Genomic DNA, 23,524 nt, shown 5'->3' with positions numbered 1-23,524 from the left:
TGGTGCTAGCGAAGAATGTTTTCAACTTTACCGAAAACGAGGACAGTCTGAAAATTTCATAAAAGAGATGAAGTCTGGATTTTTTGGGGATAAGACAGATAGTTCAACTCTAATCAAGAATGAAGTTCGTATGATGATTTCTTGCTTGGCCTATAATCTTTCCTTATTTATGAAGCATCTAGCTAGTGGGTCTGTGAAGAATTTGACGATGAAACGTTTTCGGAAACTGTTTGTGAATATAGCTGGAAAATGCGTCAAAAGTGCTAGAAAACAAATTCTAAAACTGTCTAATCTCTATTCTCTGAAGGATGAGTTTCAGGCTCTCTTTGAGCGAATTTCCAGACTAGATTTCTCACTCCCCGTTCTCTATGCAGTAAGGGATACCAGTCCTCCTTTGTTAGGAAATTAGGATACCGAATCAAATAGAATACATTTTTAAAAATCGAGAGTCGCACCAAGGGCGGAGTCTACCCTTTTTTAGGGTGCTAAGGTAGCAGACCCATCTTTATTTATAGAAAAGCTTGATCGTTCATAAAAATCATCAGAACTGCAATTGGTTATTGCTTGTTTCTGATGATTTTTTTGATAGTTACGCAAAGATATTCAGGGTATGAATAATTCGGGTTTACCTATGACGACAATCACTCAAGGTGTTCAACAAATCCTAGAGGGGAATCACTATTTCCCAAAACCAGAAGTGTCTAGCTACCAACGCTTAACACAAAGAGAAATCCACATCCTTCAACTCTTACGACATTACTATAAACAAGACGAAATTGCCGAAGAACTAGCAATTAGTCGAAGAACTGTCAATAATCACTTAGCCAACATTCAAGAAAAACTAGGAACCCAGTCTAGCTTAGCCTCCGTCTTACGGGCCATTGAATTAGGAATTTTATAGTCCACAAGTGAATGCAAGGCTTACATTTAAAGCTCTGCTCTATTTATCTTGCGTCACCTTCATATATTCAAGGATTTTTAGTACTAACAACACAGGATTCCAGACCCCTTCCATGCATTTCAGGACGTTTTCACGACATTTTAGAACATTCCTGTTACAAATCCCCAATCATCTGATAAACTGTCTTTGAAAACCAAGTAGCCTATCAAAGTGATTTCTATTTCCTCGGTTGTGACCATTACGCTAGTTTTCTAAACATCTTGACCGCAACCACAACCAAACCTTTACTGAACTTCCACGATCCTACTTTGAGGGAAACTTGGTTTTCTGCCGAGAGGAAACTCTCGGTTTTTTTGCAGCAAAAAAGAGGAAGTCTTCATCTTCCTCTTTCTTTATTTTAGTGATTATTCACCTTTTGCTTTCGCAACAATTTCTTCTTGTACAGACTTAGGTACATCTTCGTAGTGGTCGAATACCATCATGAAGGTACCACGTCCTTGTGATGCTGAACGAAGAACAGTTGCATAACCGAACATTTCAGCAAGTGGTACATAAGCGCGAACGATTTGGCTGTTACCGTGTGCTTCCATACCGTCAACACGTCCACGACGAGCTGTAACGTGACCCATAACATCACCAAGGTTTTCTTCTGGAACAGTGATGGTTACAAGCATCATTGGCTCAAGGATCGCAGGTTGAGCAGTCTTAGCAGCTTCTTTCAATGCAAGAGATGCAGCGATCTTGAAGGCTGTTTCAGATGAGTCAACATCGTGATAGGAACCATCGTAAAGTTTAGCTTTCACGTCAACAAGTGGGTATCCTGCAAGAACACCGTTAGCCATTGACTCAACCAAACCTTTTTCTACGGCTGGTACGAATTCACGAGGAACCACACCACCGACGATTGCGTTTTCGAATTCGAAACCTTTTCCTTCTTCGTTAGGTGTAAATTCAATCCAAACATCACCGAATTGTCCTTTACCACCAGATTGACGTTTGAAGAATCCACGTGCTTGAGTAGCAGCACGGAAGGTTTCACGGTAAGATACTTGAGGAGCACCTACGTTCGCTTCAACCTTGAATTCACGTTTCATACGGTCAACAAGGACATCCAAGTGCAACTCACCCATACCAGAGATAACTGTTTCACCAGTTTCAACGTTTGTTTCAACGCGGAATGTTGGATCTTCTTCAGCCAATTTTTGAAGGGCAATACCCATCTTATCTTGGTCTGCTTTAGATTTTGGCTCAACCATCAATTGGATAACTGGTTCTGGAACGTTGATAGACTCAAGGATAACTTTAGCTTTCTCATCTGTCAATGAGTCACCAGTTGTAGTGTCTTTCAAACCAACAGCGGCAGCGATATCACCAGCGTAAACTGTTTCAATTTCTTGACGGCTGTTTGCGTGCATTTGAAGGATACGTCCGATACGCTCACGTTTACCTTTTGAGGTATTCATAACATAAGAACCTGAGTTCAAGATACCTGAATATACACGGAAGAAAGTCAAACGACCAACGAATGGGTCTGTCATAATCTTGAAGGCAAGAGCTGCAAATGGCTCTTCATCAGATGCAGGACGAGTTTCTTCTTCTTCAGTATCTGGGTTGATACCTTTGATAGCTGGAATATCAAGTGGGCTTGGAAGGTAGTCAAGGACTGCATCCAACATCAATTGAACCCCTTTGTTCTTGAAGGCAGAACCACAAAGAACTGGGTAGAATTCTACGTTGATGGTAGCTTTACGGATAGCTGCTTTCAACTCTTCGTTTGTGATTTCTTCCCCTTCAAGGTATTTCATCATCAAGTCTTCGTCAGTTTCTGCAACTGCTTCGACCAATTTTTCACGGTATTCTTCTGCTTGCTCAAGGTATTCAGCTGGGATGTCCTCTTCAAGGATATCTGTACCAAGGTCGTTGGTATAGATTTCAGCTTTCATCTTGATCAAGTCAATGATTCCGCGGAAGTCATCTTCAGCACCGATTGGCAATTGAATTGGGTGTGCGTTTGCTTGCAAACGGTCATGTAGAGTGCTTACTGAGTAAAGGAAGTCCGCACCGATTTTGTCCATCTTGTTGGCAAATACGATACGTGGAACACCATATTCAGTAGCTTGGCGCCATACAGTTTCTGTTTGTGGCTCAACACCAGATTGGGAATCCAAAACGGTTACCGCACCATCCAAAACGCGAAGGGAACGTTGTACCTCGATTGTGAAGTCCACGTGTCCTGGGGTGTCGATGATGTTAACGCGTGTGTCTTTCCATTGAGCAGTTGTCGCAGCAGATGTGATAGTGATTCCGCGCTCTTGTTCTTGCTCCATCCAGTCCATTTGGGAAGCCCCTTCGTGGGTTTCACCGATTTTGTGGATTTTACCAGTGTAGTAAAGGATCCGCTCAGTAGTTGTAGTTTTACCAGCATCAACGTGAGCCATGATACCGATATTACGAGTTTTTTCTAATGAAAATTCGCGAGCCATTTGTCTCTCCTATAATTTATTTTTTTAATATTATACCATATTCCAAGAAAAGCAGATAGGTAAGACCCACCCGCTTCTCCTGAATTATGCTGGTACATCCTCGTACCTTCTAATTGAACCCGAGTGGCCTGCTTGCAACGAAAAAAGATAACTCTCATTGAATGCAAAGCATTCTGCTTCGATTTCCTATTTTTCGTAGGCAGGCTCACTCTTGGTATCTTAATCTTAGTTGAATATTAGCTACAAATGTCTGCCAAAAAGATAAATTTCCTAGCAACCGAAATTGCTGCGTCCATTTTCCTATTTTGGCTAGCATTTGTTTAACGCTAAAATATCCTATCTTACCAGCGGAAGTGTGCGAAGGCACGGTTAGCTTCAGCCATACGGTGAGTATCTTCGCGTTTCTTAACAGCTCCACCAGTGTTGTTTGCTGCGTCCATGATTTCTTTTGCAAGACGGTCTTGCATTGTGTGCTCACCACGGTCACGCGCGATTTGTACCAACCAACGTAGACCTAGAGTTGTACGACGCTCTGGGCGAACTTCAACTGGAACTTGGTAGTTAGAACCACCAACACGGCGCGCACGTACTTCAAGAACAGGCATGATGTTTTCCAATGCTTGTTCGAAGACTTCAAGTGCATCATTACCAGTTGCTTCTTTGATTTGATCGAAGGCACCATAAACGATAGATGCCGCTGTACCACGTTTACCGTCCATCATAACACGGTTGATCAAACGTGTTACCAATTTAGAATTGTAAAGTGGATCTGCTAATACTTCGCGCTTAGGCGCTTGGTTTTTACGACTCATTCTCTCTTATCCCCCTTCTTATCCTTTAGGACGTTTAGTACCGTATTTAGAACGACCTTGTTTACGATCGTTAACACCGGCTGTATCCAAAGCACCACGGACGATATGGTAACGTACCCCTGGAAGGTCCTTTACACGTCCACCACGGATAAGAACCACGCTGTGTTCTTGCAAGTTGTGTCCGATACCTGGGATGTAAGCAGTCACTTCGATCAAGTTGCTCAAACGTACACGAGCAAATTTACGAAGAGCTGAGTTCGGTTTCTTAGGTGTCATGGTACCAACACGAGTCGCAACACCACGTTTTTGTGGTGAGTTTTCACGAGTTGGAACACGTTTCAAGCTGTTGTAACCAACGTTCAAAGCTGGTGATTTAGATTTTTCTACTTTTGATTTACGCGGTTTGCGAACCAATTGGTTAATTGTAGGCATCTACATTCTCCTGTAATTTTTTATTTTTGGATATCAGGCACCGGTGACAGCCCTGAGACGGTGTACTTTTGCAACATTTGTCAGCACGTCTCTGTACACTTTTGAGAGACCAAAAGTAAAAAGTACCGTCAACTATAGTAGCAAATCCTTCCGCTTCTGTCAATTGTTTTTTTGATAAAAATAGAAAGAAAAAGCGCAAAAAAACTAGCTCCTCTGACATCAAAAGAGCTAGTCTTGTTCCCTATTCTATAACAGTGCTTTCACCTGCCGTCGTACTCTCCGTTGCCGGAACCACCGGTTGCGGTGTCTCATAGATTGGAACAGAGTAAGCTGGCTGCGGTTGCTCCACATAGGTGGTTACCTGGCTAGCCGCTGGCGCTGCCGGCGCAACTGGCGCGGCAGAAGAAGGCGCTGGGGCTGCCTCTTGTGAACTTGAGGAAGAACTCAAGGTTTGAAGATCCAAGCCCAAGACAGTCGCGACAGCTTGCAACCGATTGTTCAAGTCATTTTTCCGATCTCCGTCTGGAAGAGCATCAACCTTTTCCTTAGCCGCACGTAGGTTTCCCTCATTCTGCTCTTCTTCAACTTTTTTTACAAAATCTTCTGCCTCTTCAAAGGCTTCTTCTTCTGGCGATTTGCTACTAGAGGAAGAAGAGGAGGAGGAGGACGGTGCTGTGATTCTTGTTTGGGATTGTTGACCTCGCTGCATGCTGCGTGCAACTGCTAAGCCCATCATCAAGACCAGCATCAAGAGGGCCAAAATAAATATGCGCACCCAAATGGAGCTCTGGTCAAACCGATCTAAAAACTGCTTCACTCTGTAACCTCATTCGTACTTTCTGTAAAAATATTTCCAAGTTCAACATCTACCTGCATCGCATCCACGTCAATCTTGGTCACCCGTAAGAGGGAGCGGTAATCAAAAGCTTCACGCTTCTCTTGGGCATTGTCAGCAAAAACGGCAACACCTGCCAAGCTGGAATCAAACTCATCCAAAAGGCTAATCATCCCACGAATGGTTCCGCCGCCTTTGAGGAAATCATCCACAATCAGTACCCGGCTGCCAGCCGGCAAGCTCCGCTTGGAAAGAAACATCTTTTCAATCCGTGAGCTAGAACCAGACGCATAATTGACGCTGACCGTCGAACCTTCCGTAATTTTCAAGTCCCGCCGGACAATGACAAAGGGTACGTTCAGGACGTTGGCTACCGCATTGGCCAAGGGAACCCCTTTGGTCGCTACGGTCATCACTGCATCAATGGGCTCATCTTGAAAGGCCTTGGCGATAATACGACCAATGCTCTTCAACAATATTGGGTTGCTCAATAGATCGGACAGGTAAATATAACCTCCCGGTAAAATCCGATCACTGGCTGATAATTGCTCCCGCAACTCTTCTCCAATCTGGAGACTCTCTTCTTTAGAAATGGAAGGCTTGAAAATGACACCCCCGCCAGCACCTGTGATGGTCTCGATATGACCAACTTCCATTTCTTCAAAAGCCCGCTTAATGATCACAATATCTTCAGAAATAGAAGATTTAGCCGTTTGATACTTGGACGCAAATGTATTAAGACCAGTCAACTCATACGGATGGTTAATCAAATAGTTGGAGATCACAACCATCCGCTCACTTCTTCTTAATTTCATTTCTTCAACCTATTTTTTCTTGTTTTTTACAATTATATCACATAACATGTAAAAACGTTCGGCTTTTTTTCATTTCCTCTGGTCTTTCAGGAGGCTCAGAAGAAGAATAAATTGAAAACTTCGCTCATTTTCCTCAAGCAACCTTCGGAATTCACGCATTTCCCAAGAATGAACCGAAATCCAAGAACAATCTTTGACAGGTATCACCATCCGTTCCACCATTGCTCTGCCTAAATCCCACTTCGTCTGGGCTAGTCTTCCAATAGCGGTTTATAAAAGTTTCGGTTGTCCAAAGCAAAAATACGGGCAGTCATTTCACCAGGACCTACCTTGTCTAAAGCGCTTGTCATCATCATCATGCTGGCGTCCATGTTATCAATCATATGGATAACTTCAGCTTCCATAACCTGTGGTCGGACCGGGCTACCGTATTCCAACAAGCCATGGTGGCTGAGGACCACATGGCGAAGAAGAACAACATCTTCCTTTTCATCGTCGATACCTAACTCCACCAAGACCTTGGTGATTTCTTCATCAATCAAGGCAATATGGCCAATCAAATTCCCACGTACAGTGTACTCAGTATGGTCTGGGCCTGTCAACTCAAGCACCTTGGCTAAGTCATGTAGGAGAATGCCCGAAATCAGTAAACTCAAATTTAGTTGAGGGTAGATCTGAACAATAGACTGGGCCAGCCGCAGCATGGTTACTGTGTGAAAAGCTAACCCTGTTTCAAAAGCATGGTGATTGGTCTTAGCTGCTGGATAGGTATAGAAGGCTTGGTCATACTTTTGAAAAAGAGCCCGAACCACGCGCTGCCAGACTGGATTTTCAATTTGGAAGATGCATTCCGAAACATACTCCCGTAATTGGACCGGGTCTACCGGTGGTTCTTCCTTGTAGAGAGCCGGATCTGTTGGTTCACCAGCCCTAGCTAGACGGATCGAAAGCTGATTAACTTGTGGAGTATTGTTGTAAACTTCCCGCCGTCCACGCATAAAAATCACGCGTCCAGCTTGAAAATCTTCCACATTTTTCTCTTGAGCATCCCAAAGCTTGCCTTCAATCTCCCCTGTATTATCTTGGAAAGTGAAAGCCAAGTAATTTTTTCCAGCCCGAGTCTGTCTTAAATCTGCCTTTTTAATGAGATAAAATCCTTCAAAGAATTCATCTTTTTTCATTTGATTAATTTTCATGTTTTCCCTCCTCTGTCCATGAGAGCAAGTTGGCAAGGTCTAGTTCTTCTTCTAACTCAATCTGCCGCAAGCTGCGCTCAATGGCTCTGCTGCGGACTCCAATCAATTGGTCTAGGCTGCCGCTTGCGGTGCGCAGTTGTTCTTGGGTTTTGTCCAAGACCCGGCCAAAGTTTTGAAATTCCTTTTTGACCGCAGCCAGGACTTGGCTGATATCCTCTGCGTTGCGCTGTAGGTGAAGGGTCTTGAATCCAACAGCTAGCGAATTGAGCAGGGCAGCCAAGGTCGATGGTCCAGCCAGAACCACCTGTTCTTCCTTGCGCAACTGATCCAGAAAGAGTGGATCTCGAACCAGCTCTGCATAAAGGGCCTCCGTTGGTAGAAAGAGGATCCCAAAGTCTGTGGTTCGCGGTGGCGCAATGTATTTTGTTTTGATGTCACGCGCAAATCCCTTGACCGCCCGCAACAAGTCCTTACGTGCCTGGGCCACCGCCTCCTTGTCACCTTGGTCAAAAGCCTCTTCCAGACGGTAAAAGGATTCCAGAGGGAATTTGGCATCAATAGGTAAGTAGACCTCCTGCCCGGACGGTCCTGGAAACTTAATCGCGTATTCCACCCGATTTCGTGATTCTGGTACTAAGGCAAACTCCCGCTCATATTGATGCGGCGCCAACATATCTTCTAAGATTTGACCCAGCTGGATCTCCCCTAGAATTCCTCGACTCTTACTGCCGGAGAGGACCTTGTTGAGGTTGCCCACATCTTGAGCCACAGTCCGCATCTCACCCAAGCCTTTATTCACACTCTCCAACTGCTGGGAGACGGTTTCAAAAGAAGTGCGCAAGCGACTTTGCAGAGTCGTTTCCAATTTCTCTTCCACGGTTTGCCGCATAGCCTCTAAGCGGGCTTCATTAGACTCCTGCAAGCGACGCATTCCTTGCTCCGTCTGCTCCCTATTTTGAGCCAGACTGGTCCGAACCTCCGCTCGCAAGTCCTGCATTTCTTCCTGGATGTTGGCTTGCTGACTAACCAGACGGTCGGTCAGCTGCAATTCCAACTTACCTTCACGTACCTGGGCATCCTTGGCCAACTCCGTAAAACGAAAATCTAGTTGGTCCGACAAGCGGTCAATGTGGTTATCCCATTCCCGCTTTTCCTCCTCACGACCCCGCTGCAACGCTTGATAAAGCTGGTAGCCCAAGACAATATTCACAATCCCTAATAGTATCAGCACCAGCTCCATGGCTCACCTCCTGTCCCGTGAATAGATGATAAGAACATAGCCCTTTTCCACCCGCAGACGAATCGGACGGTCTAAGAACTCATTTGATCCATAAATTTTTTTATAAAAATAATTAGAGGCATTAAGCGGATACCGAGCTCCCTCTATCTCAAAAGGGCTATCCGGTTCCACCATGAAGGAAACATAGGTGAATCCAACTAGGGGCGCCACGGTCTGCCAGCCAGGTCCGCGGTATAGGACGCGATTCTGGTCGTCCACCAGCTGAACCCGATCCAAGAGAGGGGCGAATTCTGCCTGACTCGGCCAAAACAAATTGGCCAAACTATGGTCCAAGCGGCCTCCCAAGGCCCCATAAACCGTTACTTCTCCCTGCGGAAAATGTTCCAGCACCACCCGAAGGGCTACTTCTAAATCGGTATCATTCTTCTCTGCCGCCAACTCCACCACATGCTGGGCATGCTCAAAAATGCGGTTCCGCTCTTCAATCGTCACCGAATCAAAATCACCAACAGCCCAATCAAGTGATAAACCTGCTTCCAATAAGGTTAAACAACCCCGGTCAACCCCAATGGTCACCTGGTCCTCAAGTGGCAAAGAGAGCCCTAAAGGCCCTCCTGCGACAATCACAATCTTAGTCATTTACACGTAACGTCTGGCGGAGCTTGTCCACCCCCTCTTCCAGACCCCCGTTAAATAAGTAACTACCAGCTACAAAGACATTGGCTCCTGCCTCTGCCGCTAGCCCAATCGTCTTGTCATCAATACCACCATCCACTTCAATGTCAAAGTCTAGGCCTTTAGACTCACGCAAGGCTGCCAACTGGCTAATCTTCTCCAAAGTCTCCGGCAAAAAGGCTTGACCTCCAAAACCAGGATTAACCGTCATGACCAAGACTTGATCGACCAAGCCTAGCACATGTTCGATGGCTGAAACCGGTGTTCCAGGATTAATGACCACACTGGCCTTCATCCCCAATTGCCGGATTCGTTGCAAGGCTCCATGAATATGAGGAGTTGCTTCCACATGAATACTGATGATATCCGCTCCCGCACGCGCAAACTCCTCCAGATGACTCTCGGGGTTGCTAACCATCAGGTGGCAATCAAAAACGAGTTGGCTGTGACGACGGAGACTGGCTACCACACCTGCCCCAAAACTAATATTGGGGACAAAATGACCATCCATAATGTCAATATGCACATACTCCGCACCGCTAGCTTCAATCCGTTTCATATCGGTCTCAAAATTCGCATAATCGGCACTTAGAATCGATGGGGCAATGAAGAATTTTCTCATTTTTTTCCTCCCTTTTTGTAGGTCACACGGCGCTGCTCCACTTCACTCAGGAGCTGCAAGTAATTGTCAAAGCGGAAGGTCGCGATAGCACCTTCCTCCACGGCTGGCTGTACGGCACAAGCTGGTTCGTGGCGATGGGTACACGTCCGGAATTTGCAGTCATGGCTGAACCTTCGAATTTCCGGAAAGGCATTGTTTAAATCTTCTGGCTGACTAATTTCATAATCAAGAGAAGAGAAACCTGGAGTATCCGCAATCTTACCTCCAAAGAGATCATAAAGGGTTACAGCCCGCGTCGTATGGCGACCCCGACCAAGACTGGAGGAAATCTCTCCCGTCTCTAAATCCAGACCCGGCGCCAAACGATTCAGTAAGGTCGATTTCCCCACTCCGGTCTGACCCATAAAGACCGTCAGCTTATCATGAAGCAAGGGCTCTAACTCCTCTGGTCGACTGACCATGGGATAACCAATACCAGTATAGACCTCTCGGATAGAATCCAGCTCTGCGGGATTCGCCAATAAATCTGTTTTCGTCAAATAGATAATGGGGGAAATCCCCTTGTGCTCCAGCAAAACTAGAAACCGATCTAACAGATTCAAATTCAAATCCGGCTCCCGAACAGAAACCAGAACAACCGCCTGATCGATATTGACAATCGGTGGTCGAACCAGCTCATTTTTACGCTCTGAAATCGCTAAAATATACCCCTCAGATTGCTCCTCTGCAGAAAATTCTACCCAATCCCCTACATAGGGAGTCTGGCCTTTTTTCCGAAAATTTCCCCGAGCTCGGGTTTGATAGACCTGACCTTCCGCTTCTACATAGTAGAAACCAGCCAAGGCCTTAATAATGCGTCCTTGCAAATTCTTTCTTATCCTTTCTGCTCTTCCAGCGCCTTCGCTAGGCTGGCAAACTCTTCCAAGCCTAGGGTTTCACCCCTCACGCTTGGCGCAATCCCAGCCGCTTCCAAAGAACGGCTAAGCCAGTCCTTGGTTTCTGGATCCTTACCAAAATAAGCCTGCAGGTTATTCCAAAGTGTCTTCCGACGATGGTGGAAACTGGCCTTGACCAACTTAAAGTAAAACTCCTCGTCTGAAACTTCTACGGCCGGTTGAGGGAGACGTGTCATTTTTAAAATAGCACTATCAACGTTCGGCGCAGGAACAAAAACTGTCCGTGGAACAATGAAAGCCACTTTGGCCTCCATATAGTACTGGACAGCGACCGACAGGGAGCCATAATCCTTAGTCCCCGGCTGCGCCGAAATGCGATCCGCCACTTCCTTTTGCATCATGACAATAAATTCCGCAAAAGGAATGCCACTTTCTAAGAGATGCATGAGAATCGGCGTCGTGATGTAATAAGGTAAATTAGCAACAACCTTAATAGGCAGGTCTGGATTGCGGAAACGGCTTAGCTGCTCCGCCAAATCTACCTTGAGAATATCAGCCTGCACCACTTGAACATTGTCAAAATCTGCCAAGGTTTCACCCAAAATCGGAATCAAACGCTCATCAATCTCAAAAGCCATCACCTCAGCCGCTTGTTCAGCCAAAAATTCGGTTAAGGCCCCAATCCCTGGCCCGATTTCAATGACATTCACTTCCTTGCTCAACTCAGCGGTATCCACAATTTTCTGCAAAATATTGGTATCCGTCAAAAAGTTCTGCCCAAATGATTTCTTAAAGGTAAAACCATGACGCTCCAAAACAGCACGCGTCACACTATAATCTGCTATCCTCATATCTATATCCCATCTCAATCTTTTACTACTATTATACCCTAAACTCCAATCCAAACCAAACAGAGCCAATAAATAATCGAGAAGGAGGGGAACATTGAAAGATCTCTTTTAATATTAAATGGATAACAATTACAAATCATACCTAAGATTTATATGCTTAAATAAAAATCACAAAAATCTGTTTTTTCTTCCGTTCAGAACGAATTGACTACCATTCAGAACATTTAGGTTTAAAGCACCACTTACCGTGCTATACTGGACCAGCAGAAAAGTATCTCTAACGAGGCGTGTTCGGATAACGCGCAGACGGTAGCTCCATATCTATAGAAGGGGGTGTTGCCTATGAGCACATTGTCAAAAATCTATAGAGAGGAGAATTTCTTTTGGACTGGTTTTACCTAGTCGGATTGACTATCGAATTTCTTTCCCTGTTGATTGAAATCCTTAGCCTCTATCTCGACTACCACAACCAAAACAAAAAGAAATAACCGTCTGACTTTAGCGAGGTTGACGGTTATTTCTTAACTTTTCATGCTGAGCTACCGTTCTATACGGTTCTGCTGAGGGGTGAGCGACAACTCATCCCTTTTTCTAGTTTTAGTTTACCACCTTCCGTCGAAGAAGTAAAGGAAAACCTATGAATAACTTATCGCATAGTCGTTCCCCTTTTGGTAGGAGACTGATACAAAATTCTCAACTTTCCTATTTGGATAGTAAAACCAATTTGACGCAGTGGTTGATTCGGTCAAACAACTAAAAGACTGTTTGAGGTAACAGATAGGATTTGCGAAGCAAATAACAATTGTTCACCTTTATTGAAAGAACACTTTATGTTCTTTTATCCAGAAACTCAAAGAGTCAATTCCTGACTCTTTGACCTCCGAAAACAACCTAATCAACATTGACATGAACTGAGTTCATTTCATATATAACCTCTAAAGGCATTCAACATGCCTTTAGACCGGATGTGGGTACAAACAGTCTGGGAAGAGACTGTTTGTACCTGAGCATTAAATAAAGAAAGCGAAGAAAGTCTGGGAAGAGACTGTTTGAACCCGAGCCTAACAATAAAAGAGCGAGGTCGGTTTGGCGAGAAACCGTTTCAGCTTACAACATGAAATAAAGACTTGTAATGAACTAAATTTTAATAAATTTAGTTCTGTCCCACTCTCTATCCCCTAAAATCATTCCGTCTGACGAAAAGAACGAGTAGGATACAAGATCCGAGGATGGCTGGGACAAAGGGAACTCCCCAAAGTTGAGGACCCCAGTTGCCAAATAAGGTTTGTCCTAACCAGGAGCCCAACCAGCCAACAAGGATATTGCCAATACAGCCCATGCGGTCTTCACGATTGGTTAAAGCTGTAGCTATTAGGCCTGTCAAAAAACCTGTAAGAAGGGAAACGATCATAAAAACCTCCTAAATAGCCCATTCACCCTGACGGAAGATTGGAACACGGCTACCGTCTGCTCGGATACCATCAATGTCCATTTGACCTGAACCAATCATAAAGTCCACGTGGACGTCAGACTGATTCAAACCTGCTGCTTGTCGTTCTTCCACAGTCATCTCTGTTCCACCCTCAACGCTAAAGGCATAGGCAGAACCGATAGCCAAGTGGTTTGAAGCATTCTCATCAAAAAGAGTATTGTAGAAAATAATGCCTGATTGAGAAATTGGACTTTGATGTGGAACCAAAGCTACTTCTCCCAATGAACGAGCCCCACGATTTTCAAAGACGAGTTTTTCCAAGGTTTCTTGACCACGACTAGCCTCTACTTTGGTGATCTGGCCATCTTGGAAGTGAACCTTGATGCCTTCAATAATGGTGCCATTGTAGCTAAGAGGCTTAGTGCTGGTTACATAGCCGTCTGCTCGGCGATAGTCTGGAGCAGAGAATACTTCTTCAGTCGGCATATTGGCCAAGAAATAATCCCCTGCTTCATTCCGGCTACCAGCACTTTCCCAGTGATGGTTTTCAGGCATACCCAGAATTAAATCTGTACCTGGAGCTTGGTAATGGAGGGCTGTAAACTGTTCAGCATTGAGAATGGCTGCTTTCGATTCCAATTTTTCTTCATGATCAATCCAGGCTTGGATTGGATCTTCTTCATAAACTCGACAAGTTTTAAAAATTTGATCCCAAAGTGCTTCTACTGCGGCTTCTGAACTCAAGTCTGGAAATACTTTCTCCGCCCAAGCTTGACCAGCAGCTGCCGCTACCAACCAAGAAACTTTGTTGGATTGGGTTGCTTCCCGCATGGGAGCCAAAGCTTGGTTGGCTGCTCGAACCGACATCGCCATCCGATCCTCAGGAACACCTGCCAAACCATCTGGATCAATGGAGCGAAGTGCCAAACGACTCACGCGGTGTTCAATTTGATAGTTCATGCGGGCGATAATATAATCTGGAATCTCTGTCAAAAACTTCTCATCCGCATGAAGCAGCTCTTCTTTCTGGATGGCTTGATCGCTCCATTGAACCACGACATGACCTGCACCTTGAGCATAGGCTTCTGCGACAAGCATACGTGTAAAGACTGCCTGCTCCACTTCTGCATTGATTAAAAGAATTTGTCCTTCTTGCACATTTAGCCCACGTTTGATCAAGAGATGTGCATACTTTTTCAAAAGATTTTCAAAATTTTCCATTCTTATTTCCTTTCTTGAGCCTAAAACAAATCATCAAAAAGGCTCAATTGATTGTCTTCAGGCATATTTCCTAAAATGCCCATTTCATTCATTTTGTCGACGAGGGTAGATGAGAGACCGCCGCGTTTGCGGAGTTCAGTCTTACTGAGAAATTCCCCTTCTTCACGCGCTGCCACCAATTGTTTGGCAACGTTCTCTCCCAGACCTTCCAAGGCAACAAAGGGCGGGATAAGTGTATCCCCATCAATCAGAAACTCTGTCGCTTGGCTTCGGTAGAGATCCAGCTTGCCAAAAACAAATCCACGCTCCAACATCTCATTGACCAATTCTAAGGTTGTGTACAAGTCGTTTTCGACATTGGTAGCTTGGTTATTTTTCCGTTTTTCACGGATGTCTTCCATCCGAGCCTTGACAGCCTCTAGTCCACCGGACATGGTTTTCAACTCGAAAGCCTTGGCACGGATCGAGAAATAGGCACAGTAATAATAGATGGGATGGTGAACCTTAAAGTAGGCTACCCGGAGGGCCATCATCACATAGGCTGCCGCATGGGCTTTGGGGAACATGTATTTGATTTTTCCACAAGACTCAATATACCATTCGGGTACATTGTTCTCCTTCATGGCTTCGATGTAGCCATTGCGCTCTTCTTCAGAAATTTTCAACCAAAGTCCCTTCCGCACGCGCTCCATAATAGTAAAGGCCATCTTCGGTTCCAAGCCCTTGTGCATGAGGTAAACCATGATGTCATCCCGACAGCCGATAACTGTTGACAAATCCGCAATTCCTTGACGAATCAGGTCCTGAGCATTTCCCAACCAAACATCGGTTCCGTGAGACAGACCAGATAGCTGTAACAACTCCGCAAAGGTTGTCGGATGGGTCTCATCCACCATTCCCCGTACAAAGTTGGTCCCAAATTCCGGAATTCCTAGCATCCCCGTAGAGGTACCAATCTGATCCTCCGTTACCCCTAGAATCTCGGTTCCCGAGAAGAGGGCCATAACTCCCGGATCATCCGCCGGAATTTCCTGCGGATCAATTCCGGACAAGTCTTGCAGTTTCCGAATCATGGTCGGATCATCGTGTCCCAGAATATCCAATTTTAAGACGTTTTCATCGATATCGTGGAAGTTAAAGTGGGTCGTCTGCCACTCCGCCGTCACATCATCCGCCGGATACTGCACTGGCGTGAAGTCATAGACATCCATATAATTGGGAATTACAACAATCCCGCCCGGATGCTGCCCCGTTGTCCGCTTAACCCCCGAAGCACCAATCGCCAAGCGCTCAACTTCGGCCTCCGAATACATCTTTTGATAGTCGCGTTCATAGCCTTTGACAAAACCAAAAGCGGTCTTATCTGCCACCGTACCAACCGTTCCAGCCCGAAAGGCATATTCCGCTCCAAAGATATCTCGGACATCTAAGTGAGCACTGGGTTGGTCATCTCCAGAGAAGTTCAAATCAATATCGGGAACCTTATCCCCATCAAAGCCCAAGAAGGTTTCAAAGGGAATGTCCTGCCCATCCTTTTTCAAAGGAAGACCGCACTCCGGACAATCTTTGTTAGGGAGGTCAAATCCAGAACCAACCGAACCATCCGTGATAAATTCACTATACTGACAACCTGGACAATAATAGTGAGGGGACAAGGGATTAACCTCAGTGATTCCAATCATAGTCGCAACAAAGGAAGACCCAACGGAACCACGGGAACCGACCAAGTAGCCCCGCTCATTCGACCGTTGCACCAACATTTGCGAGCTCAAGTAGATCACGGCAAAACCATTTCCCAAGATAGACTTGAGCTCTTTTTCAATCCGCAAATCGACGATGTCCGGGAGCGGATTCCCATACATTTCAAAGGCCTTCTCATAGGTCAGGCGGGCAACTTCTTCCTCTGCCCCTTCAATATAAGGCGTATAAAGATCATCCTTCACAACTTCCACCGCTTCAAATTGACGGCTGAAATTCTGAGTATTGGTCACTACAATCTCATAAGCCAACTCCTGACCTAGGAAAGCAAAGTCATCCAACATCTCATTGGTTGTCCTAAAATGAGCTTGGGGCAGTGGAGCTGGCTCCGCCTTCTCACCGTAGCCAATCGGACGGTTAATCATGGCTCCTTGACCTAAACTACGAACAATGATTTCACGGTAAATGGCATCCTCTGGCTCCAAGTAATGGACGTTCCCCGTCGCTAGAACAGGCTTGCCAGTTAGACGACCAACCTCAATCAATTGCCGAATCAGGTCTTGAATCTCCGCTTCACTCTGAACCTGCTCCTGAGCCAACAGCGGAGCGTAAAGGGCAGGAGGCATGACCTCAATAAAGTCATATTGGGCAGCCACTTCTACCGCCTTCTCAAGCCCCTTGCTGAGAAGGGTGTCAAACACCTCCCCTTCCTGACAGGCTGATCCCATCAGCAAGCCTTCCCGATAATCTTCCAATACGGACTTAGGAATCCGTGGAACACCCGAAAAATACTGGGTATTGGAAAGAGAAACCAATTGGAACAGATTTTTCAAACCCGTCTGGTTTTGAACATATAAAGTTGCATGTTTAACCCGCGCCTTCTGGTAAGAAGAGGGATTAATTACCTGTTTGTTAAGCTGGTCAAGATTGGTAACCCCAAACTTTTCTGCTACATCCTTGATAAAGATAAAGAGCAGGCGACCGGTTGCTTCCGCATCGTAATTGGCCATGTGGTGATGCTCCAATGCAACCTGGAAGCGTTTGGTCAAGGGACCCAAACCATGCCTTTTGTACTCTGGATACAGATTTCGCGCAAACTCCAGAGTATCAATCACCGGCTGGCTAATCAGAGGCAGACCGTGCCGCTCATAGTTAACATTCATGAAGCCCACGTCAAAGGTTGCATTGTGGGCTACCAACACTGCATCCCCACAGAATTCTTGAAACTCCTTTAAAACCTGCTCCAGAGGTTTAGCCCCCCGCACATGGTCATTGGTTATCCCAGTCAAATTCGTGGTGAAGGCCGACAAGGGATGACCTGGGTCGATAAATTCGTCAAACTCAGCAATCACATTCCCCTTGTACATCTTAGACGCCGCCACCTGGATGAGATCATTGTAGACAGCCGACAAACCCGTAGTCTCCACGTCAAAGACCACATACGTCGCCTCCGACAACTCAAGATTCTGCTCATTGTAAACAATCGGCACCCGATCCTCAACCAGATTTGCCTCCATCCCATAAATCAGACGCAAACCAGCCTTCTTAGCCGCCTTATAGCCATGCGGGAAACTCTGCACGTTTCCATGGTCTGTAATAGCCAAGGCCTCATGCCCCCAACGATTGGCTGTTGCCACCAATTCCTCCACCTCTGGCAGAGCATCCATGGTCGACATATTGGTGTGCGCGTGGAATTCCACCCGCTTTTCACCGTCTGGCATCAAATCTTTCCGAGGATGGTGGCTAATTTCCTTAACCTGCTGCACATTCATGGTCAGAGTCTGCGTGTATTGATTCAACTCCACATTCCCCCGGACCCTAAGCCAAGAGTTTTTGCGGATCATCTCAAATTTTTTAGCTTCCTCTTCATTTTTTGCCCATTTTTGCAAAGCAAAACTCGACGTATAATCCGTCATCTTGAAGGAAATCAAGACTCGACCCGTCCGCATCACCCGATGCTCCAAGGCAAAGACATAACCCTCAAAGGTTAGTCCCCGTTCCTCCCCTTGCACATCAATCATAGGTGTAATCTTAGACTTGTCCAAAGCCACAGTCGATGTCGACCGTTGCGAATAATCCGGAACCGGTGCAGGCGTCGGAGTTTCCTTAGGAAGAGACTCTTCCAGAGACGCCAAGGACTCCTGAGCCGCCAAAAGCGCTTGTGCCCGCTCCTCTTCAAAGAAAGTCCGCTCCACCTCAGATAAGGCTTCCTCCACCTGAAGCTGGCAGGTCAACTGACCCAGACCAAAGTCCTCCAAAGCCTCCTCCAAACACGGAAGATACTTCTGGGTAAAATGGTCCATGTCCAGATTAGCTCCCCCCTTAAGGTAGAGAGTCCCCTCATCTAAAACCACTTCTAAATCCTGAAAGAGAGACTTGAACCCCTGACTGGAACACGGCCCCTCTTCAAAAGCCTCACGATAATAAGCCGCAACCAAACCAGGCTCTAAAACCACCTCACGTGCCCGAATCCGGAAACGTGCCTGATTACCGGTTTTGGAAAACTCCTCAGATAATTGCTGCTTGAGAACCCGATAAGCCTCAATCGGCAACACCCGATCAAAGACAAAGGTAAAGTCCCAAATCCGACTCTTCTCATGTAGGATCACCGAATCCAGCTCCGCCCCCTGAAACAAGGAAGAACGCAAGAACTCCCCCGGCAAAGCAATCTGATTCATTAAAAGCTGAAATGTATTTTCCATGCATCCTCCTGTATCCCTCTATTTTAACACAGAGAAGGGACGAGGACAAAATTCAACCCAAACCAAAAAAGAGTACCTCGGTTGGCATCTATGAGTATATGAAAAAGACCAGACTGAATCTGGTCTTCATGAGATTAGCGAGTAGCTTGATAAGTCAATTGATCGCCATGCTCCTTAAGAAAGTCTTCCATCTCATCGTCAGGAATTTGGCGAAGATAGAGGTTGGCACGAATCGTTTCATCCTCTTCACGGCAGGTAGACAAGACCAAATAACGATCTTCAGCTTTAATCTCTACATCTGTTTTCTTAATCTGAGCTTCATTGTAAACATTGTTTAATTGCTCCACAAAATCTTGATCAGAATCAAACTCTGTGCGATAAAAGGCCGTTGTTTCAGGAACAATTATCATGGCTACAGCCTCATAATAGAACTTCCGTTCAGGGGTTTCCACAACCACATAGGGATGCGCATCAAAAAATTCTTTGTTGCTGTAATGGTTCACATCGTTAAACATCCGACTATCTGGAACTTTACTACCACGGGCATGACCAAACAACCAAGTTAGACGGTCGCTAAAGTCCTTCTTGTTATCCATATCCATAAAGACGGTCCCCATGTAAGGTTCGTGTCCACCATCAAATGTCTTATCTAAATAAGTTTCATTATCGTTAGTTTGGACAACAGGTTCATCTAACATGGTTCCCGGTGCATAAACATAACCAATTGTATCAGGATTAGTGGCCACCAAAGGATCAAAACGCTCTTTTAGAGAAGCCTTCTCCTCATCAGACGGCTGATAGGTGGATGCCTGTTTGGCCTGTGATTGAGAAGTTGATTGATTTTGCTCGCTTGATGATGTGCTACAACCCACCAAAGCTAAGAAAAATCCCGCTAACAAAAGGAACCCCGTCACAATCGACCGAAATTGTTTCTTTCCAGTTTTCATATTCTACCTCAAATTATACAAGAAAAGCGAGAGTTCAAAAGTGGAATCATAGACCCTCTTTCCTCTCGCTTTTACTAGACTTAATCTAAATAATTAGACTGCCTTATTTCACAGCAGCTGTGTTAGGAAGTTTTTTAGCTCCGTCTTTTTTAGCTGCATCTTTTTTAGCTGCTTCAACTGCAGATTTTACAGCAGCATCAGTTGATTTAGATTCTTTTGTTTCTTTAGAATCTTCTACAGCTGGTCCCTCAGCAACAGAAGCAGGTACCTTAACATCTTTACGAACTACAGGCTCTCCAGTAATTGGATCTTTACCTGTGTACTCTCCAACTGGTAGTTCAATTGCGTCATAACCATTTTCACGAGGGATTACATAGATAGGTTTACCATCTACAATTTCAAGACGTCCTTCACCTTCAGCTGATTCTTTGACGTCCTCAGCTCCAATATTTACTGAACCGCTTGGTTTAGTATCTGGTCTGTTTTCAACTTTCCAATCGTCAGCTAAAACAGGTGCAGCTACAGCGAACAAAGCTGCAAGAGTAACTGTTGAATATAGTAGTTTTTTCATAGTAACATCTCCTTTTTCTTTTGCAGGTAAACTTACTCAAGTCACCTTACATTTATATTATAAGCGTACAGATTTTAGAAGTCAAGTAATTTCTTAAAAAAAACTAAAATTTTCGAACTTTTTACGAAGAACAATCTAAACTAGATTAACTTCAAAGGTTCGGAATCTCAATAGTCTTCAAAAACGAAACCAGGGGTTGAAATCCCTTGGCGTTACTGGATTTCCGACTTATCTGTAACAAAATTGATTATATAAACTTGCTTCTCGAAAGTCAAGTATTTTAAGTTGATTTTAAGAAAATCTTCCTATTTTTTGATCAATTCTTCGAATAAATGGGTGAGAGGTTTATCTGAAACGACTTCGACTTGGTAGTTGGGACCTTGCAAGTTCTGACTGCGAAGGATTTGCACACTGCCATCTTCTTTTTTGATAAAGAAGTAACGGAAGGTGCTATCCCCCTCATTGGCTCTATAATCAAAAATATCTAGAATTTGATCCTGGTCAGATAAGGTCTGACCATCCTCGAAAACTAAATCCACCTTCTTGGAATCGATGGTTTCAAGAGTACTTGGGGTGACCCAGGTATAGCCGCCTGAATCCAGGCTATCTAGATAGCTCTGCAGGGCTTGGTGTTTCTGATTGCTCCATTGAATTTCTTGAGCTGATCTCTGGCTGCTGCTTGTCGTGCTGGTTTCAGTCTCGCTTGCTTGACTACCTGAAATAATGTAAGAAGATGAAGAAGTATCCCTCTCCTCTTGGTTACCTGCGGTGCTCGAGCTTGCAGAACTGCTACTTGTAGAGCTTGTGCTTTGCTCGACAGAACTTTCAGCAGTCACAGCACTGCTTGAACTTTCTTCGCTACTTGAGGCGCTAGTTCCTTCTTTTGATAGTCGTTGGTAACGTTGACTAGCTGTGATTTGACTAAAGTCACTAACCGGGCCTCGGTCCTGAACCCAACGAAGGGTCTCTAAGCGTCCATCTTTCAAGCGGAGTCCGATTGCGACATCTTGACCTCCATCAATCATCCAGGATTCGGGGCTAATAACATTCCATACTTGATCCCCTTCAAGAATTTGATAGACACCTTGTCCTTTGTCTTGTAGTTGACTAATCTGAAAATTAGCGGTCCGTCCATTTAACTGAATCTGACCACTTCCATCTGCATTGAGTTCAAGGACGCCATCCTCAGTCTGCCAGCGCCCGATTAGATTGGTTGGAACTGAGTCTACAACCACACCTTCTTTTACACTGCTTGAGGTGCTTGTCTGTGTTTCTACTTCCCCACTACTACTTGAAGAAGTGCTGCTAGTGCTACTTGAACTAGAAGAGTTAGAGGTGCTTGACGATTTCCGAGCTTCCGCTTCCTTGCTTTGGGAGGCAGATACCTGTGCTGCCCTTTCTCGACTTTGGGACGCAGAAATACTGGCTGCTGCTGCAGCCTTAGCTTCTTCCGAAGCCTGAACTTGTGCTTCCTTCATGGCTGATTTGACGCTAGCTCCCAAATCCAAGGCAACCTCAACCTGATCACTTGCTGCCGACACTTCAACCGTTTTGGATTCAGTGGTAAACTCTTTGCCCATATAATAGAAGGAAGCATGAATCTCCAGTTTCTGATCTTCCAGCAACAGCAACTTTTTACTCAATCCATCCGCAACCTTTTTACCATTCACCATGAGTTTGACCTGGGAATAATCGCTTGCCTGGACCGGTAGTGTGGCAACCAACTCTTTTTCCACAGCCGTCAAATCCATCTCCAGTTGGTTGCTTTTTGCTTTTTCAAAAGGCAAAAGAAGGTTTGTATCCAGCCGACCAAACTCTGTTGAGGCTAAAAGGGATAGGGGTTGATTGGTAAGTTTAACACGTCCTAAATCAGTGGCTTGGTTTTTAGGCACGGTCTGACCGTCTATCGTTAGGGCCTCGAGATTAGAGGTCACCTGTACCGCAACAGGGTAAGAGGACACGCGGTAAGTATTAAAAAACAAAAGTGTCTTACCATCCTCAACCAAACCCAAAATCTTGTTTCCACCAGCATCTTGGTAAACCTTGGCTCCAGCCTTTTGATCCTTCAGTTGCTCTAAAATGTCTCCCACTTTTAAACCATGATCCTCAAGGTAGCCCACAAAGCCCTGAGCGTCCTTGCTCGTCCACTTACTACTTGGCGTGGACAGGAGCTTGGCTACCTTCTCATAATCCTCCGCCTGAACAGCTTGCGAGAAGCTACGAATGGCCGCATCCGGTCCTGTAGCTTGAACAACATAGGCTCCCGTGCCCAAAGCCAATCCTACTATAGCCAAGCCAGTCAACTGAGCCTGTTTTTTTCGATTCCATCTAGACTTACTCCGTCTTCCTTGCGTCATATGCTCACCTCGATTCTCAATTTCGAAACCAATTCGTTACTACTATTATAAAGGGAGGAAAAACAAGAGTCAAAAAAAGACCTCTTGCGAAGTCAAACAAATATGAAAATGAAACCTATCTTTAAAGCTTGTAAATTCGATGAAAAAATCGGACAAAAAAAGACCCCTAAGGGTCAGGAACTCCGCCAGTAGGACTCGAACCTACGACATCATGATTAACAGTCATGCGCTACTACCAACTGAGCTATGGCGGATAAGAAAAAGCTAAGCGACTACCATATCTCACAGGGGGCAACCCCCAACTACTTCAGGCGTTCTAGGGCTTAACTGCTGTGTTCGGCATGGGAACAGGTGTATCTCCTAGGCTATCGTCACTTAACAAATTTTCTAGCTTTTTCCTCGTTGACGGCGTCATCTGCGTCTCGGTAATCCTTAGATTGACCTCGACTGGATTCCTTGTCACCAAGAAAAAATCTTATAAAATTACATTGTCACTCTACAAGCTAGAGTAGACAGAGTGTTAAGAACACTCAAAATTGAATATCTATACAGGATATTAAAGCCGTCCAGCTTGCTGGCGCTTCAAAGGGAAAATAGGAAATCAGACGAAGTGTCTTTAGACACTAGGAAGATTTATCTTTTTCCACAGAAGCGAGGCTGTATTCGACTCTATCATCAGAAATTCTCAAGTTTAACCTCAACTCGCATCTGAGTTTGACTTCGGATAAGTCTTCGAGCTATTAGTATTAGTCCGCTACATTGCTCACACAACTTCCACTCCTAACCTATCTACCTGATCATCTCTCAGGGCTCTTATTCATTGCTGATGGGAAATCTC

General features: G+C 45.1%; 19 protein-coding genes, 1 tRNA gene and 2 rRNA genes. 2 read left to right on the top strand and 20 right to left on the bottom strand.

Features of this window, described 5'->3' with window-relative positions; translation table 11 throughout:
• A partial coding sequence (locus I1A59_RS06945) for a transposase (protein ID WP_196091203.1) occupies window positions 1–409 on the top strand: 409 nt, incomplete at its 5' end.
• Window positions 410–610: 201 nt separating this feature from the next.
• Window positions 611–901 carry a LuxR C-terminal-related transcriptional regulator gene (locus I1A59_RS06940; protein WP_196092055.1) on the top strand — a complete coding sequence of 97 codons (291 nt, stop codon included), beginning with the start codon at window positions 611–613 and terminating at the stop codon, window positions 899–901.
• A gap of 404 nt (window positions 902–1,305) precedes the next feature.
• On the opposite strand, the gene fusA is transcribed toward I1A59_RS06940, so the two are convergent.
• The 20 genes from fusA to I1A59_RS06840 all read right to left on the bottom strand — a co-directional run.
• Window positions 1,306–3,384, bottom strand: a complete 2,079-nt coding sequence (fusA, locus tag I1A59_RS06935; protein WP_196092054.1) for an elongation factor G — start codon at window positions 3,382–3,384, stop codon at window positions 1,306–1,308.
• A gap of 341 nt (window positions 3,385–3,725) precedes the next feature.
• Complete coding sequence (gene rpsG, locus I1A59_RS06930; protein ID WP_135038063.1) at window positions 3,726–4,196, bottom strand: 30S ribosomal protein S7; 471 nt, start codon at window positions 4,194–4,196, stop codon at window positions 3,726–3,728.
• An 18-nt stretch (window positions 4,197–4,214) separates the two neighbouring features.
• Window positions 4,215–4,628 carry a 30S ribosomal protein S12 gene (gene rpsL, locus I1A59_RS06925; RefSeq protein WP_135038061.1) on the bottom strand — a complete coding sequence of 138 codons (414 nt, stop codon included), beginning with the start codon at window positions 4,626–4,628 and terminating at the stop codon, window positions 4,215–4,217.
• Window positions 4,629–4,869: 241 nt separating this feature from the next.
• The gene (locus I1A59_RS06920; RefSeq protein ID WP_196092053.1) at window positions 4,870–5,445 is read right to left on the bottom strand and encodes a hypothetical protein; all 576 of its coding nucleotides are present in this window, start codon (window positions 5,443–5,445) and stop codon (window positions 4,870–4,872) included.
• Window positions 5,442–6,278, bottom strand: a complete 837-nt coding sequence (gene purR, locus I1A59_RS06915; RefSeq protein WP_196092052.1) for a pur operon repressor — start codon at window positions 6,276–6,278, stop codon at window positions 5,442–5,444. The genes I1A59_RS06920 and purR overlap by 4 nt, the downstream gene beginning before the upstream one ends.
• 251 nt (window positions 6,279–6,529) lie before the next feature.
• Window positions 6,530–7,474, bottom strand: a complete 945-nt coding sequence (locus I1A59_RS06910) for a 3'-5' exoribonuclease YhaM family protein (RefSeq protein ID WP_196092051.1) — start codon at window positions 7,472–7,474, stop codon at window positions 6,530–6,532.
• A complete protein-coding gene (gene rmuC / locus I1A59_RS06905; RefSeq protein WP_196092050.1) occupies window positions 7,464–8,714 on the bottom strand; it encodes a DNA recombination protein RmuC in 1,251 nt (416 codons plus the stop codon). Before rmuC ends, I1A59_RS06910 begins: the two co-directional genes overlap by 11 nt.
• Window positions 8,715–8,717: 3 nt before the next feature.
• Window positions 8,718–9,353, bottom strand: coding sequence for a thiamine diphosphokinase (locus I1A59_RS06900; RefSeq protein WP_196092049.1), 636 nt, complete (start codon window positions 9,351–9,353; stop codon window positions 8,718–8,720).
• Complete coding sequence (rpe, locus tag I1A59_RS06895) at window positions 9,346–10,011, bottom strand: ribulose-phosphate 3-epimerase (RefSeq protein ID WP_196092048.1); 666 nt, start codon at window positions 10,009–10,011, stop codon at window positions 9,346–9,348. Before rpe ends, I1A59_RS06900 begins: the two co-directional genes overlap by 8 nt.
• Complete coding sequence (gene rsgA, locus I1A59_RS06890; RefSeq protein WP_196092047.1) at window positions 10,008–10,877, bottom strand: ribosome small subunit-dependent GTPase A; 870 nt, start codon at window positions 10,875–10,877, stop codon at window positions 10,008–10,010. Before rsgA ends, rpe begins: the two co-directional genes overlap by 4 nt.
• An 8-nt stretch (window positions 10,878–10,885) precedes the next feature.
• Window positions 10,886–11,758 carry a 16S rRNA (adenine(1518)-N(6)/adenine(1519)-N(6))-dimethyltransferase RsmA gene (gene rsmA / locus I1A59_RS06885; RefSeq protein WP_196092046.1) on the bottom strand — a complete coding sequence of 291 codons (873 nt, stop codon included), beginning with the start codon at window positions 11,756–11,758 and terminating at the stop codon, window positions 10,886–10,888.
• A 1,171-nt stretch (window positions 11,759–12,929) separates the two neighbouring features.
• The gene (locus I1A59_RS06880) at window positions 12,930–13,169 is read right to left on the bottom strand and encodes a GlsB/YeaQ/YmgE family stress response membrane protein (protein ID WP_196092045.1); all 240 of its coding nucleotides are present in this window, start codon (window positions 13,167–13,169) and stop codon (window positions 12,930–12,932) included.
• 9 nt (window positions 13,170–13,178) lie between these two features.
• The gene (locus tag I1A59_RS06875; protein ID WP_196092056.1) at window positions 13,179–14,417 is read right to left on the bottom strand and encodes an aminopeptidase; all 1,239 of its coding nucleotides are present in this window, start codon (window positions 14,415–14,417) and stop codon (window positions 13,179–13,181) included.
• 14 nt (window positions 14,418–14,431) lie between these two features.
• Window positions 14,432–18,811, bottom strand: coding sequence for a PolC-type DNA polymerase III (locus tag I1A59_RS06870; protein WP_196092044.1), 4,380 nt, complete (start codon window positions 18,809–18,811; stop codon window positions 14,432–14,434).
• A gap of 134 nt (window positions 18,812–18,945) precedes the next feature.
• A complete protein-coding gene (gene srtB / locus I1A59_RS06865) occupies window positions 18,946–19,758 on the bottom strand; it encodes a class B sortase, LPKTxAVK-specific (RefSeq protein ID WP_196092043.1) in 813 nt (270 codons plus the stop codon).
• 103 nt (window positions 19,759–19,861) lie between these two features.
• A complete protein-coding gene (locus I1A59_RS06860; RefSeq protein ID WP_196092042.1) occupies window positions 19,862–20,329 on the bottom strand; it encodes a hypothetical protein in 468 nt (155 codons plus the stop codon).
• Between the two features lie 305 nt (window positions 20,330–20,634).
• Window positions 20,635–22,686 (bottom strand): hypothetical protein, encoded by a 2,052-nt coding sequence (locus I1A59_RS06855; RefSeq protein WP_196092041.1) that lies wholly within the window; start codon window positions 22,684–22,686, stop codon window positions 20,635–20,637.
• A gap of 180 nt (window positions 22,687–22,866) precedes the next feature.
• Window positions 22,867–22,940, bottom strand: a tRNA-Asn gene (locus I1A59_RS06850).
• A 9-nt stretch (window positions 22,941–22,949) separates the two neighbouring features.
• Window positions 22,950–23,065 (bottom strand): 5S ribosomal RNA (rrf, locus tag I1A59_RS06845).
• Between the two features lie 341 nt (window positions 23,066–23,406).
• Window positions 23,407–23,524: ribosomal RNA gene (locus tag I1A59_RS06840) — 23S ribosomal RNA — on the bottom strand; the annotation flags it as partial.

Source organism: Streptococcus sp. NLN76 (assembly GCF_015686645.1).
Classification (GTDB): domain Bacteria; phylum Bacillota; class Bacilli; order Lactobacillales; family Streptococcaceae; genus Streptococcus.
This window is presented reverse-complemented; position numbering and strand designations above follow the sequence as displayed.

What these genes read in the sequence shown, in the direction of transcription:
- I1A59_RS06880 (WP_196092045.1), bottom strand. Translation starts at nt 13,169, where the DNA reads ATGATCGTTTCCCTTCTTACAGGTTTTTTGACAGGCCTAATAGCTACA.
- rpsL (WP_135038061.1), bottom strand. Translation starts at nt 4,628, where the DNA reads ATGCCTACAATTAACCAATTGGTTCGCAAACCGCGTAAATCAAAAGTA.
- I1A59_RS06900 (WP_196092049.1), bottom strand. Translation starts at nt 9,353, where the DNA reads ATGACTAAGATTGTGATTGTCGCAGGAGGGCCTTTAGGGCTCTCTTTG.
- fusA (WP_196092054.1), bottom strand. Translation starts at nt 3,384, where the DNA reads ATGGCTCGCGAATTTTCATTAGAAAAAACTCGTAATATCGGTATCATG.
- I1A59_RS06855 (WP_196092041.1), bottom strand. Translation starts at nt 22,686, where the DNA reads ATGACGCAAGGAAGACGGAGTAAGTCTAGATGGAATCGAAAAAAACAG.
- rpsG (WP_135038063.1), bottom strand. Translation starts at nt 4,196, where the DNA reads ATGAGTCGTAAAAACCAAGCGCCTAAGCGCGAAGTATTAGCAGATCCA.
- srtB (WP_196092043.1), bottom strand. Translation starts at nt 19,758, where the DNA reads ATGAAAACTGGAAAGAAACAATTTCGGTCGATTGTGACGGGGTTCCTT.
- I1A59_RS06860 (WP_196092042.1), bottom strand. Translation starts at nt 20,329, where the DNA reads ATGAAAAAACTACTATATTCAACAGTTACTCTTGCAGCTTTGTTCGCT.
- purR (WP_196092052.1), bottom strand. Translation starts at nt 6,278, where the DNA reads ATGAAATTAAGAAGAAGTGAGCGGATGGTTGTGATCTCCAACTATTTG.
- rsmA (WP_196092046.1), bottom strand. Translation starts at nt 11,758, where the DNA reads ATGAGGATAGCAGATTATAGTGTGACGCGTGCTGTTTTGGAGCGTCAT.
- rpe (WP_196092048.1), bottom strand. Translation starts at nt 10,011, where the DNA reads ATGAGAAAATTCTTCATTGCCCCATCGATTCTAAGTGCCGATTATGCG.
- I1A59_RS06910 (WP_196092051.1), bottom strand. Translation starts at nt 7,474, where the DNA reads ATGAAAATTAATCAAATGAAAAAAGATGAATTCTTTGAAGGATTTTAT.
- rmuC (WP_196092050.1), bottom strand. Translation starts at nt 8,714, where the DNA reads ATGGAGCTGGTGCTGATACTATTAGGGATTGTGAATATTGTCTTGGGC.
- I1A59_RS06940 (WP_196092055.1), top strand. Translation starts at nt 611, where the DNA reads ATGAATAATTCGGGTTTACCTATGACGACAATCACTCAAGGTGTTCAA.
- I1A59_RS06870 (WP_196092044.1), bottom strand. Translation starts at nt 18,811, where the DNA reads ATGGAAAATACATTTCAGCTTTTAATGAATCAGATTGCTTTGCCGGGG.